Origin of the sequence: Vogesella sp. LIG4 (assembly GCF_900090205.1) — a bacterium.
Lineage (GTDB): Bacteria > Pseudomonadota > Gammaproteobacteria > Burkholderiales > Chromobacteriaceae > Vogesella.
Genome location: NZ_LT607802.1, coordinates 2,850,742 through 2,863,247, shown reverse-complemented (window position 1 = coordinate 2,863,247; position 12,506 = coordinate 2,850,742). Strand labels below are relative to the sequence as shown.

Annotated in this window: 10 protein-coding genes; 5 read left to right on the top strand and 5 right to left on the bottom strand. The window is 65.6% G+C overall.

The window, feature by feature from the left end; all coding sequences use genetic code 11:
- Nucleotides 1-16 precede the first annotated feature (16 nt).
- Nucleotides 17-577 (top strand): hypothetical protein, encoded by a 561-nt coding sequence (locus PSELUDRAFT_RS13450; RefSeq protein WP_157725130.1) that lies wholly within the window; start codon nucleotides 17-19, stop codon nucleotides 575-577.
- A 61-nt stretch (nucleotides 578-638) separates the two neighbouring features.
- Here PSELUDRAFT_RS13450 and PSELUDRAFT_RS13445 read toward each other — a convergent pair whose 3' ends face one another.
- The gene (locus PSELUDRAFT_RS13445; RefSeq protein WP_088967317.1) at nucleotides 639-2,435 is read right to left on the bottom strand and encodes an ABC transporter ATP-binding protein/permease; all 1,797 of its coding nucleotides are present in this window, start codon (nucleotides 2,433-2,435) and stop codon (nucleotides 639-641) included.
- A gap of 101 nt (nucleotides 2,436-2,536) precedes the next feature.
- Nucleotides 2,537-2,914 (bottom strand): Co2+/Mg2+ efflux protein ApaG, encoded by a 378-nt coding sequence (gene apaG, locus PSELUDRAFT_RS13440; protein ID WP_231895219.1) that lies wholly within the window; start codon nucleotides 2,912-2,914, stop codon nucleotides 2,537-2,539.
- Nucleotides 2,915-3,023: 109 nt separating this feature from the next.
- Here apaG and rpe point away from each other — a divergent pair, with 109 nt between their 5' ends.
- Together rpe and PSELUDRAFT_RS13430 are read left to right on the top strand one after the other, a co-directional pair.
- Nucleotides 3,024-3,710: a ribulose-phosphate 3-epimerase gene (gene rpe, locus PSELUDRAFT_RS13435; protein WP_088967316.1), complete on the top strand. Its 687-nt coding sequence runs from the start codon at nucleotides 3,024-3,026 to the stop codon at nucleotides 3,708-3,710.
- The gene (locus PSELUDRAFT_RS13430) at nucleotides 3,707-4,432 is read left to right on the top strand and encodes an SDR family NAD(P)-dependent oxidoreductase (protein ID WP_088967315.1); all 726 of its coding nucleotides are present in this window, start codon (nucleotides 3,707-3,709) and stop codon (nucleotides 4,430-4,432) included. The genes rpe and PSELUDRAFT_RS13430 overlap by 4 nt, the downstream gene beginning before the upstream one ends.
- A gap of 218 nt (nucleotides 4,433-4,650) precedes the next feature.
- Here the strand turns inward: PSELUDRAFT_RS13430 and PSELUDRAFT_RS13425 are convergent, their stop codons facing one another.
- Entirely contained in the window at nucleotides 4,651-5,757 is a 1,107-nt protein-coding gene (locus tag PSELUDRAFT_RS13425) for a hypothetical protein (protein ID WP_088967314.1), read from the bottom strand.
- Between the two features lie 114 nt (nucleotides 5,758-5,871).
- Between PSELUDRAFT_RS13425 and PSELUDRAFT_RS13420 the strand changes: the two genes are divergently transcribed.
- On the top strand, nucleotides 5,872-6,567 hold the full coding sequence (locus PSELUDRAFT_RS13420; RefSeq protein ID WP_088967313.1) for a phosphoglycolate phosphatase: 696 nt from the start codon (nucleotides 5,872-5,874) through the stop codon (nucleotides 6,565-6,567).
- Nucleotides 6,568-6,792: 225 nt separating this feature from the next.
- Complete coding sequence (trpE, locus tag PSELUDRAFT_RS13415; RefSeq protein WP_197694003.1) at nucleotides 6,793-8,259, top strand: anthranilate synthase component I; 1,467 nt, start codon at nucleotides 6,793-6,795, stop codon at nucleotides 8,257-8,259.
- A 69-nt stretch (nucleotides 8,260-8,328) separates the two neighbouring features.
- Here the strand turns inward: trpE and PSELUDRAFT_RS13410 are convergent, their stop codons facing one another.
- Complete coding sequence (locus PSELUDRAFT_RS13410) at nucleotides 8,329-11,163, bottom strand: EAL domain-containing protein (protein WP_088967311.1); 2,835 nt, start codon at nucleotides 11,161-11,163, stop codon at nucleotides 8,329-8,331.
- Complete coding sequence (locus tag PSELUDRAFT_RS13405; RefSeq protein ID WP_088967310.1) at nucleotides 11,163-12,146, bottom strand: ABC transporter substrate-binding protein; 984 nt, start codon at nucleotides 12,144-12,146, stop codon at nucleotides 11,163-11,165. Before PSELUDRAFT_RS13405 ends, PSELUDRAFT_RS13410 begins: the two co-directional genes overlap by 1 nt.
- Between the last annotated feature and the right edge of the window lie 360 nt (nucleotides 12,147-12,506).

Here is a 12,506-nt window from a genome sequence, read left to right as displayed (position 1 = left end):
GGGCCACAAACGGCCCTTGTTTGTTATTGAAATCACTAAGATTTATAGATCCGGACCAATGGAATTGAACCGCACCCTTGCCGCCGCACTGTTTGCCGTCATGGCATTTTCCGCTGGCGTTGCACAAGCAGAAAACGAAGACATCCCGCTGCCTGGCGACTTCCAGCCGGCGCAACCGGTGAAGCAGGCGAAAGCGAAACCGCAGCCGGCTGCCAGCATCAAGCCGGCGGCAGGTACCGCCGACGCCGGCACGCCGCGCAAGCACGCAGCCAGCGGCAAGCACGCCAAACACAAGGCGGCTAAAGCACACTCCGCCGGCAAGCAGCCGCGGGTTGGCAAATCCGGCCGCGTGAAGCATCACGCCAGCAAGGTTGCCAGCCATGCCAGCAAGGCAAAGCACCCGCTCAAGCAGGGCAAGGCACACGCCAAGGCCCGCCACGGCAAGGTGCATCACGCCGCTGCTCCGGCCAAAACCGCCAAGGCCGCCGTTCACAAGGCCGGCAAGCCGGCGACAGGCAAGAGCAAGAAAGCGCTGCGCCACCACAAGCGCCTGCGCAAACACAAGGCTGCCCAGTAAGCCCGGCAGGCCACAGCAAAACGCCCCGCACAATGCGGGGCGTTTTGCTTTACGGCATCGCTCAGGCCAGCTCCTGCTGCTCGCCTTCCTGCTGCAGCCGCCACATCTGCGCATAGCGCCCGTCTGTGGCCAGCAGTTCGCGGTGGGTGCCGCGCTCGATGATGCGGCCCTGCTCCATGACCAGGATGCAGTCGGCGTCGGCGATGGTGGACAGCCGGTGGGCGATGATCAGCGTGGTACGGTTGGCCGCAATACTCATCAGCTCGGCCTGGATCGCCTTTTCGGTGCGAGAATCCAGCGCGCTGGTGGCCTCGTCGAACACCAGTACCGGCGGGTTCTTCAGGATGGTGCGCGCAATCGCCACCCGCTGCTTCTCGCCGCCGGACAGCTTCAGCCCGCGCTCGCCCACCGTGGTGTCGTAGCCGTCCGGCAGGCTCATCACGAAGTCGTGGATATGCGCCGAGCGGGCCGCCTCGATTACCTCGTCGCGGCTGGCGTCCGGCCGGCCGTAGGCGATGTTGTAGTAGATGCTGTCGTTGAACAGCACCGTGTCCTGCGGCACGATGCCGATGTGGGCGCGCAGACTGTCCTGGCTGATGTCGCGGCTGTCCACGCCGTTGAAGCGGATGCTGCCGCCGGACACGTCGTAGAAGCGGAACAGCAGCCGCGACAGCGTGGACTTGCCGGCGCCGCTGGCGCCCACCACCGCCACCGTCTGGCCGGCGGGAATGTCGAAATCCACTTCGTGCAGGATCTGGCGCTTGGCGTCGTAGCCGAAGCTCACCTGCTCGAAACGGATGCCCACCTCGCGGCTGTCCAGCCGCTGCGCACCGGGGCGGTCGGCCACTTCGGCACCCACGCTCAGCAGCGTGAACATGCGCTCCATGTCGGCCAGCGAATGCTTGATCTCGCGGTAGATGAAGCCTAGGAAGTGCAGCGGCGCCCACAGCTGGGTAAGGAAGGTAGCCACCAGCACCACGTCACCCACCGTCATCTCGCCGCGCACCACGCCGCGTGCGGCCAACCACATCACCAGCGTGACGCCGGTGGCGATGATGGCGCCCTGCCCGGCATTCAGCCCGGACAGCGACACCTGGTTCTTGATCGCAGAGCGCTCCCACGCCGCCAGGTTGGCGTCGTAGCGCTGGTTCTCGTAATTCTCGTTACCGAAGTACTTCACCGTCTCGTAGTTGAGCAGCGCGTCGATGGCCTTGCTGTTGGCCCGTGAATCCAGATCGTTCATGCTGCGGCGGAACACCGTGCGCCACTCGGTGACCAGCAGCGTGAAAGCCACATAGACGGCAATGGTGCCGAAGCTCACCACCGCGAACCACACGCTGTAGCGTTTGAGCAGAATGCCGATCACCAGCGAAATCTCCACCAGCGTGGGCAGGATGTTGAACACGGTGAAGTTGAGCAGGAAGCCGATGCCCTTGGTGCCGCGCTCGATGTCGCGGCTCATGCCGCCGGTCTGGCGCTCCAGGTGAAAGCGCAGCGACAGCCGGAACAGGTGGGCGAACACCTCGCGCGCCACGCTGCGCACCGCACCCTGCACCACGCGGGCAAAGATGGCGTCGCGCAGCTCGCCCAGCACGCTGGACAACAGCCGCGCCAGGCCGTAGCCGGCCAGCGCCAGCAGCGGCAAGGCCAGCACCACGTTGCGGATCGACAGCTGGTCGACGATGTCCTTCAGGTACAGCGGCGTCATCACCCCGGCCACCTTGGCGGCGATCAGGCACACCAGCGCCAGCAGCACGCGCCACTTGAAGCGCCACAGGTAGGGCAGCAGGGTTTTCAGGGTTTGCAGATCGTTGCGGTCGGCAGGCGCCGACCCGGAGCTATGGGCGTAATGTCGCATGTGTCGGGCAGGGTTAGCGGCAGCGGCCGGCCATGCGGCCAACCTTCAGAGCCTGTTTACGGTCGAGATCGTCAACAGGCTCTAACCAGTAGTGAACAAGGTCAGTGCAGCACGCGCGGGGCGATGAGGTGGAACTCGGGAATGTCGGCATCGAAACGCGTGCCGTCGTCCGCCTCCATCTGGTAACTGCCGCGCATGGTGCCGTACGGCGTGCGGATGGTGGCGCCGCTGGTATAGGTGAATTCCTCGCCCGGCGCCAGGTGCGGGTGCTCGCCCACCACGCCGGCGCCGCGCACTTCCTGCACGTGGTCGTTGGCGTCGGTGATGTACCAGTGGCGGGTAAGCAGCCGTGCCGGTATTTCGCCGCCATTGCGGATGGTGATGCGGTAGGCAAAGGCGTACTGGTCGTCGATGGCGTTGGAGTGCTCCTCCAGGTAGAAAGCCTGGGCCTCGACAATGATGTGATATTTCTGGCTCACGGTGATTCCTCGTGGCAACAACTGATACCTGATTCTACGCCACGTCGCGCCGCCCGGCTGCTATCGCGTACAATGACCGCCATTTTCCGAACCGCATTCCGCACACGCCATGAGCCAGTTCCGTATCGCCCCGTCCATCCTGTCCGCCGACTTTGCCCGCCTGGGCGATGAAGTGCGCAACGTCATCGCCGCCGGCGCCGACGTGATCCATTTCGACGTGATGGACAACCACTACGTGCCCAACCTGACCATGGGCCCGATGTTCTGCCAGGCCATCCGCCCGCACACCACCGCACCCATCGACGTGCACCTGATGGTGAAGCCGGTGGACAATCTGGCGGCGGCATTTGCCAAGGCCGGCGCCGACATCATCACCTTCCACCCGGAAGCGTCCGACCACATCGACCGCACCCTGGGCCTGATCAAGGACGCCGGCTGCAAGGCCGGCCTGGTGCTGAACCCGGCCACGCCGCTGTCCTTCCTCGACCACGTGATGGACAAGCTGGACATGGTGCTGCTGATGTCGGTGAACCCTGGCTTTGGCGGCCAGAAGTTCATCCCGCAGACGCTGGCCAAGGTGCGCGCGGTGCGCCAGCGCATCGACGAGTACACCGCCCAGCACGGCGGCGAGATCTGGCTGGAAGTGGACGGCGGCATCAAGGTGGACAATATCGCCGAAGTGGCGGCCGCCGGCGCCGACACCTTCGTGGCCGGCAGCGCCATCTACGGCCAGCCGGACTACAAGGCGGTGATCGACGCCATGCGCGCCGAACTGGCCAGGGTGCAACGCGCGTGAAGGCAGCCATCGTCACCGGCGCCTCGCGCGGCCTGGGCGCCGCGCTGAGCGCGCAGCTGCTGGCCGACGGCTACCGCGTGGCGGCCATCGCCCGCGACTGCGGCAGCCTGCCGCAGCACCCGCAGCTGATCACGCTGGACGCCGACCTGGCCGACAGCCAGCTGCTGCCGCTGATCATGGAGCGCGCGCTGGCAGCACTGGGCAGTTGCGCCAGCTACACGCTGATCAACAACGCCGGCACCGTGCAGCCGATCGCCAGCGCCGATGCGCTGCCGGATGCCGCCACGCTGCAGGCGGTGGCGCTGAACCTGTCCGCGCCGATGCTGCTATGCAGCCACTTTCTGGCGCACACGCCGGCCAGCAGCCAGCGCCGCATCATCAACATCTCCTCCGGCGCTGCGGCCAACCCCTACCCGGGCTGGGCGGTGTACTGCGCCACCAAGGCCGGGCTGGACCACTTCACGCGCACCCTGGCAGTGGAACAGGCTGCACGCGAGGTGCCGGCACTGGCGGTATCGCTGTATCCGGGTGTGATCGATACCGGCATGCAGGCAGAGATCCGCTCTGCCGACCCGTCGGCATTTCCGGGCCGCCCGCGCTTCGAGGCACTGAAGGCGGATGGCGAACTGACCACGCCGGAGGCCGCCGCGGCGCGCATCGTCGGCTATCTCGATAGCCCGGCGTTTGGCAGCCAGTCGGTGCTGGATATCCGCCAGCTCTAAGAACCCGCTTACGATCTGCTACGCGTCGGCGATACGGCGTTAAAAACACCTTCGGAATGCTCATTGACTTCATGTCAATTCCGCTTCCTCAGCCGTTTTCGCCTTGTCTCGCCCTAGCTCGCCAGATCGTAAACAGGTTCTACGCTCCCGCCAGCGCCATATGAAAACACCCCGCAATGCGGGGTGTTTTGTTTGCAGCGCGCGCAATAAACCGCAGCTCAGTACATCACCGGCGCCAGCAGTTTTTTCGGCTTGCCCGGCTTGGGCTTGATCGCCGGCGGCACCGGTTGCGCCGGCTGGGGCGGCGCCACGCCACCCGGCGCGCTGGCCGCGGCGGCGGGCGGGGTCGGCGGCGTCATCCACGCCGGCAGCTTCACCTCGCGGTAATCCACCACGTTGGCCGCAACCGGGTGCAGGGTGAACACCGGCTTGCCGTCGTTGCTGATATTCAGCCTGGTGGTAAAGGCGAAACGCAGCGGATCATCCCCCGGCAGCGCCATACTGCGCTGCTCCTCTACCGCCAGCAGCCTCCCGGCGCTGCTCACCAGCAGATCGGTGCGGCTCTGCTGCTGGAACTGCCCGCTTTCCGCCCCTTGCAGCACGCGCTGCGCCACGGTCAGCACCTGCTGGCTGGCGCCATGGCTGCGCAGGCTGTTCACCAGCTCGGCCACCATCTGCCGCGACAGCACGCGGCCGGCCACCGGATCCAGCGCCAGGCGGATGCGGTAGCGCGCGCCCAGCTTTTCGTCCGCGCTGCTCAGCGGCTGGTAGCTGTACGCCTTCTTCTCCACCGCGGAATAGACTCGCTGCACGATATCGGGCAAGTCAGCCAGCACCGCGGCCACCGGAATTTCACGCAGCTTGTCTTCCGGCAGCTGGAATTTGACCAGCTTGTGACTCAGCGCCGGCAACCACAGATCTGCCGCCGAGGCATCCAGATACAGCGTCAGGGTGTCCAGTTGCAGCAGCAGGGGGAAGCGCACCCAGGCTTCGGCATTGGGCCGGGCAAAGCGCAGGGTGGGAATCAGCTCGACGCGATGCTGCGCCATGTCCACCGCACCGTCGTACTGCATGTGGAACGACCCGGCCACCTCCTGCAGCAATGCCGCCTCCTCCTCGCCGCGCTTGCCGGGCACGTGCAGGCTGGTGAGGCGCGATTCGCCGCTGAAGTTGTAGCGGGCATCGGCGGTGTGGTGATACAGGGTGTAGACGGCCGCCTGGTCGGCGCGCTTGCCTTCCAGTGGCGACACGGCGCAGGCAGCCAGCAGCACGGGCAGCAGCAGCGCCGCGGGCAGCAGGCGCCGGCTTCTGGGGCGGAACGGCATGAGCAACAACCTCGGATGACAATGGAAACACGCATGCTAGCCTCGAAGGCAGCCGCGGAACAAGTTTGTCACCATCGGGTACAATGCGGCATTCCCCGCTTTTCGATAGAAACCATGAACCTGAAGCACATCAAAGCCGTCGCCTTCGACCTGGACGGCACCCTGGTGGACTCCATCGCCGACCTGGCCGCCAGCGCCAACGCCATGCGCGAAGCCATGAACCTCGAACCGCTGCCGCAAGCGCGCGTTGCCAGCTACGTGGGCGACGGCGTGGGCAGCCTGGTGCACCGCACGCTGACCGACAGCTTCGACCAGCACAGCGACGAAGCCACCTGGACCCAGGGTTTCAACCTGTTCATCCGCCACTATCGCCAGCACCTTGCCGTGCACACCCGCATGTACCCCGGCGTGGCCGACGCGCTGGGCCTGCTGCGTTCACTGGACCTGCCGCTGGTGGTGATCACCAACAAATCGCAGTTCCTGGCCGTGCCGTTGCTGCAGCAACTGGGCATCGACAGCGCCTTCAGCATGATCCTCGGCGGCGACAGCCTGGACGAGAAAAAACCCTCCGCGCTGCCGCTGCTGCACGCCGCCACGGTGCTGGACGTGAAACCGCAGGAGATGCTGCTGGTGGGCGATTCGGAAAACGATATCGCCTGCGCACGCAGGGCCGGCGCAGTGGCAGCGGCGGTAAGCTACGGCTACCGCGATGCCGCCACGCTGGGCGCCGACCTGATTGTGGGCAGCCTGGTGGACCTGTACAGCCTGCTCAAGCAATCGCGCGACCCGCACGTGCACCGCCGCGACTGAGTATGGCAAGGCGCCGGGCGCTTGTTGGCAAGCCCGCCGGGCTTGCCAACAAGCGCCCGCGCCGCCACAATGCCCCGGCATATTCTGTTGATGACTCTTATCCGATCCGCGATGAAATTCCTGCCCAACCGCGCCAGCTGGCGATGGCAACACTAAGCGCCCCTCCGCCCTGACCGTACCTGGCGCGCCGCGCCTTTCGCCTATCTGACGTTTCCCGGATTCATCATCATGACGCCACAACGCTTTGCCGAGCTGGCCGCTGCCGGCTACAACCGCATCCCCGTCACCCTGGAACTGTTCGCCGACCTGGACACCCCGCTGTCGGTCTACCTGAAGCTGGCCAACCAGCCCTACTCCTACCTGCTGGAATCGGTAGTGGGCGGCGAGCGCTTCGGCCGCTACTCCTTCATCGGCCTGCCGGCCACCACCCGCCTGCGCGTGCAGGGGCAGAGCGTACAGGTGGAGTACGGCGACAAGGTGATCGAGCGCCACGAAGGCGACCCGCTGGGTTTCATCGACAGCTTCATGGCGCGCTTCAACACCCCGCCGATCACCGGCCTGCCGCGCTTTACCGGTGGCCTGGTGGGCTATTTCGGCTACGACACCGTGCGCTACGTCGAGAAAAGGTTGGCCGCAACGCAGAAGCCGGACCCGATCGGCACCCCGGACATCCTGCTGATGCTGTCGGAAGAACTGGCCGTGGTGGACAACCTGTCCGGTAAGCTCTACCTGGTGGTCTACGCCGACCCGGCGGTACCCAACGCGCTGCAGAAGGCACAGACGCGCCTGAACCAGCTGCGCGGCAAGCTGCGTGAGAACGTGAGCATTCCGCTGTCGCTGCCGTCACCGGCCACCGAGGCGGTATCCGAATACGGCCAGGAGCCGTTCAAGCAGGCGGTGGGCGAAGCCAAGCAATACATCCTGGACGGCGACATCATGCAGGTGGTGCTGTCGCAGCGCATGAGCATGCCCTACACCGACGCACCGCTGTCGCTGTACCGCGCGCTGCGCAGCCTGAACCCGTCGCCGTACATGTTCTACTACCACTTCGACGACTTCCACGTGGTGGGCGCCTCGCCGGAGATCCTGGTGCGTCGCGAGGACGATACCGTGACGGTGCGCCCGATCGCCGGCACCCGCCCGCGCGGCAAGAGCCGCGAGGAAGACCAGGCACTGGCCGACGAGCTGCTGGCCGATCCGAAGGAAATCGCCGAGCACGTGATGCTGATGGACCTGGGCCGCAACGACGTTGGCCGCGTGGCCGACACCGGCAGCGTGCGCATCACCGACAATATGGTGATCGAGCGCTACTCGCACGTGATGCACATTGTCTCCAGCGTGGAAGGCACGGTGAAGCCGGCGGTGTCCAACATCGACATCCTCAAGGCCACCTTCCCGGCCGGTACGCTGTCCGGCGCGCCCAAGGTGCGGGCGATGGAAATCATCGACCAGTTCGAGCCCACCAAGCGCGGCGTGTACGGCGGCGCCGTCGGCTACCTTGGCTTTACCGGCGACATGGACATGGCGATTGCCATCCGCACCGCGGTGATCAAGAACGACACCCTGTACGTGCAGGCCGGCGCCGGCATCGTCGCCGACTCGGTGCCGGAATCGGAATGGCAGGAAACCCAGAACAAGGCGCGCGCGGTAGTACGCGCCGCCGCGCTGGTGCAGCAGGGTCTGGACGCCTGATCGCCCTTACCGTGTTGCAATGACCAGGCCCGCCATCGGCGGGCCTTTTGCATGCGGCCAACCTCAGGCTCAGATGTCGAAGGTCCAGCTTTCGCCATCCGGCCCCACGCTGCGGTGGCGCAGCAGCCAGTCCTCCAGGTTGCGCACCGACATCGGCCGCGCGAACAGGAAGCCCTGCACCTGGTCGCAGCGCAGCCGCCGCAGCTGCTCCAGCTGCTCCGGCGTTTCCACCCCCTCGGCAATGGTGACGAAGCCCAGTGAATGCGCCAGGCTGATGATGGCGCGCACGATGGCGATACCCCGCCCCTGCGCCAGATCCTGCACGAAGCTGCGGTCTATCTTCAGCCGGTCCACCGGGAAGCGCCGCAGGTAGTTGAGCGAGGAGTAGCCGGTACCGAAGTCGTCGATGGCCAGCCGCACACCCTGCTGGTGCAGGCGCTCCATCAGCCCCAGCGCATCGTCCGGATCATCCAGCACCAGGCTTTCGGTCAGCTCCAGCTCCAGGCACTCCGCCGGCAAGGCCGCCTCGTGCAGCAGGCGTGCCACCTGCTCTACCAGCATCGGCTGGCGGAATTGCAGCGCCGACAGGTTGACGCCCACTATCGGCACGTGGATGCCGCGTTCGCGCCAGTTGCGCATCTGCGCAATGGCTTCTTCCAGCACCCACATGCCGATGGGCACGATCAGGCCGCTTTCTTCCGCCAGCGGAATGAATTCCACCGGCGCCACCATGCCCAGTTCCGGATGCTGCCAGCGCAGCAGCGCCTCGATGCCGATCAAGTGGCCGTGCATATCGCTCTGCGGCTGGTAGTACAGCTGCAGCTCGCGCTTTTCCAGCGCGCGGCGCAATTCGGCCTCCAGCTTCAGCCGCGCTGCGGAACGCTGCTGCATCTGCGCGGTAAAGAAGCGGAAGGTGCTGCGCCCCTCGGCCTTGGCGCGGTACATGGCAGCGTCGGCGGCACGCAGCAGCTCCTCCAGGTTGCTGCCATCCACCGGCGCCATGGCGATGCCGATGGACGGTGTAGTGATCAGCTCGTAGCCGCTCAGGTGATACGGCGTGGACAGCTCCCGCACTACCCGCTCGGCCAGGTGGCCGGCGGCGGATTCATCGGTTTCCGGCAGCAGGATGATGAACTCGTCACCGCCCAGCCGCGTCAGGGTGTCTTTTTCCTGCAGCAGCGCCAGCAGCCTGCGGCCAACCTCTACCAGCAACTGGTCGCCGATACTGTGACCCAGGGTGTCGTTGATGTTCTTGAAGCGGTCCAGGTCGATGAACATCAGCGCCAGCGGTGTATCGTCGTGCCGCGACAGCGATAGCGCCTGGCTGGCGTGATCCTGCAGCAGCGCGCGGTTGGGCAGCCCGGTAAGGCTGTCGAAATAGGCCAGCCGCCGGATGTACTGCTCGGCCTCCTTCTGGCTGCTGATGTCGCTGAACACGCTGATGTAGTGGCTGATTTCGCCATCCTCGCCACGTACCGCGGAAATCGACTGCCACTCCGGAAAGATCTCGCCACTCTTGCGGCGGTTCCAGATTTCGCCCTGCCAGTGGCCACGGGTGGTGATTTCCTGCCACATGCGGTGATAGAACGCCTGGTCGTGCCGCCCGGAGGACAGGATGCTCGGCGTCTTGCCCACGATGTCCTCCGCCGCGTAGCCGGTAATGCGGGTAAAGGCGGCGTTCACCTGCACGATGTTGCGGAAGCTGTCGGTGACCAGGATGCCGTTATGCGCGGCGGCGAACACTTGCGCCCATAGCTGCAGCTCGTCTTCGGCGTGCTTGCGCAGCGTGCTGTCGTGCGCCAGCAGGATGCAGCTGACCTCGCTGCCGGCGGCTTCCTTGCGCGCGGCGGACAGCTCGAACCAGCGCGGCTGGCAATCGACAAACAGGCAGATGCGCCGCCCGCGCGACACGCCCTCGGCCAGGGCCTCGCCAATCGCCTGGCACACCGTATCGGCCGCATCCAGCGGCATTACCTGGTGCACCAGCTTGCCCAGCAGCTGCTCGCGCGATTCGGCCAGCCCGCGCTGGCTGCTGGACCACACCTGCAGGAAGCGCCCTTCCGGCGACATTTCGAACAGGTGGTCGGGAATCGCCTGCAGCAAGGCTTCGCGCTCCTGCGCCAGCTGCGCTGCGGCCAAGCGCTGGGTCTTGAGCATGTCCAGCGTATCCTGCAGATGCTGCTGCATGGCGTTGAAGGCCTTGAGCAAGCCGCGCACCTCGCTCACGCCCTGTTGCGGCAGCGGCTGCAAACTACCGTTGGCCGCATAGTCGAGCACGGCCAGGCGTAGCCGCCCCAGCGGCCCCAGCACGTAACGCTGCGCCAGCCAGCCCAGCAGCAGCACGAGCAGCAACAGCATCGCCGCCGGCCAGACAAACACCTGTGCCACCTGCCAGCTCATCTGCCGTAGCGTGTCGTGCAGCTGGAAGCGGATCAGCACCAGGCCACGCTGACTGCTGCGCACGGTGTCCTTTTCCAGCGGGGTATAGCCGATGCCCACCAGCACCGACTGCTGCGACTTGTCCACCAGCGCCGTGCCCAGCCTGCTGTCGTGCAGCGCCTGCAGCAGCTCCGGCGTGATGCCGTCCTGGCTGTCCAGGCCCTGCCCCAGCAGCTGGCGGTCCAGCGCATAGCGGATGACATGCTGCGGATCGGCCAGCAGCACCTGGCGCACGCGCGGATCGGTGGCCAGCATCGCCAGCTCGCTGTCGATTTCACTGTGGCTGCTCTCGCTCTGGGCGAGCTGGCTCAGGCGGAATACGTCCTGCAGGCCGTCGCGCTGGGCATCGATGTATTCGGACTGGGTGCGGCTGTCCACCGCAATGAAAAAGGCGCCGCCCAGGGTCAGCAGCACCACGCCTATCACCGCCAGGCTGGACAGCAGCTTGAAGGAGCCGACGCGCATCACGATGCGCCACCCGACAATGGCAGCAGCAATTGGTCCAGCGACGCGTTGCTGCGCAGCAGCCCAGCTGCCTGCATCACCTGCTGCAGCTGCCTGGCCGCCGGCAGCAGCAGCGGCGACTGGCCGGTGATCCAGTCCTGGTTCTCCTGCCGGTCCGGCATGCGCAGCCCCCAGTACAGCGACTTCACCGCCTGCCCGTCGGTGGCCAGCAGCGTGGCCAGGCCGGACAGCACGCCGCGCTCCTGCTGGATGAAACCGGTCAGCATGCGGAAGTGGCCGTCCAGCAGCAGTTGCAGGTGCCGGTGCTGTTCATCCACCACATCGCTGCGTACCGCCAGCACATTGAGGATGCGACCGGGAATCGCCATGCTGGAAAACAGCAGTTTTGCCCCGGCGGCCATCAGTCGGCTGGCATGCGGTTCGAACGTCACCACCGCGTCCAACTCGCCGGACAGGAACGCCTGCTCATGCCGGTTCGCCAGCAACGGCACCAGCGTGATGTCCGCCGGCTGCAGATGCGCCTGCTGCAACACCGCGTCCAGCATCACCGCGCCCACCGCGCTCTGCTCCACGCCGATGCGCTTGCCGGCCAGCTGCGCCAATGTGGCAATGCCATCCCGCACCAGCAGCATGTCAGCACCGGCGGAAATATCCAGTACTGCCGCCACCTGCAGCGGCACCCCTTCCGCCCGCATGCTCAGCACTTCGTCCAGCGTCAGGCAGGCCGCTTCCAGCGCACCGGAAGACAGGCCCTGCATGACCAGGGTGGAGGAAGGAAAGCGGATGACGCGAATCTGCTCGGGCGCATACAGCCCGCTTTGTGCGGCCAACTCCAGCATCAGGTAACCAGGCCAGCCGTTGCTGCCGACCCGCAGCAGCGGCACCGGCGGCCGGCAAGCCGCCACGGCGCCGGACAACACGGCCAGCAGTACCGCATGCAGGCAGTCGCGGCGTGACAGGTAAGGGGATGGAGGAGGCGGCATCCTAAATGTGAAAAACGGTCAAAAAGGCAATACCATCAGTATCAGACATATCGAAAACGAACGTAGCATTAAATGTAGCCATCGAATGATCGGCATCAGCCCTGCTGGCCACCGCCGCACTTCCAGCGGCAAATGCCGGCGCCGGCCGCTGCGAAACGGCACGCTAGCGGCCGGCATGGCGGCAACGGACTGCGCGCGAGCCAGCAGGGCATGCAGCACCATCCACCCCTGTCGGCGCCCCAGCAGAATATTGTCAGACAAAGTTCAAACAGTTGCAAAATGACAACCGATACAATTAATACCTATCGATAACCCATTATGGATATGCGCCAGCCTAAACAGCAGCTTGTCAGTACGGCA

Bases quoted from the DNA above. Each gene is read 5' to 3' on its own strand.
- PSELUDRAFT_RS13445 (WP_088967317.1), bottom strand. From the start codon at position 2,435: ATGCGACATTACGCCCATAGCTCCGGGTCGGCGCCTGCCGACCGCAAC.
- rpe (WP_088967316.1), top strand. From the start codon at position 3,024: ATGAGCCAGTTCCGTATCGCCCCGTCCATCCTGTCCGCCGACTTTGCC.
- PSELUDRAFT_RS13425 (WP_088967314.1), bottom strand. From the start codon at position 5,757: ATGCCGTTCCGCCCCAGAAGCCGGCGCCTGCTGCCCGCGGCGCTGCTG.
- PSELUDRAFT_RS13420 (WP_088967313.1), top strand. From the start codon at position 5,872: ATGAACCTGAAGCACATCAAAGCCGTCGCCTTCGACCTGGACGGCACC.
- PSELUDRAFT_RS13410 (WP_088967311.1), bottom strand. From the start codon at position 11,163: ATGCGCGTCGGCTCCTTCAAGCTGCTGTCCAGCCTGGCGGTGATAGGC.
- PSELUDRAFT_RS13405 (WP_088967310.1), bottom strand. From the start codon at position 12,146: ATGCCGCCTCCTCCATCCCCTTACCTGTCACGCCGCGACTGCCTGCAT.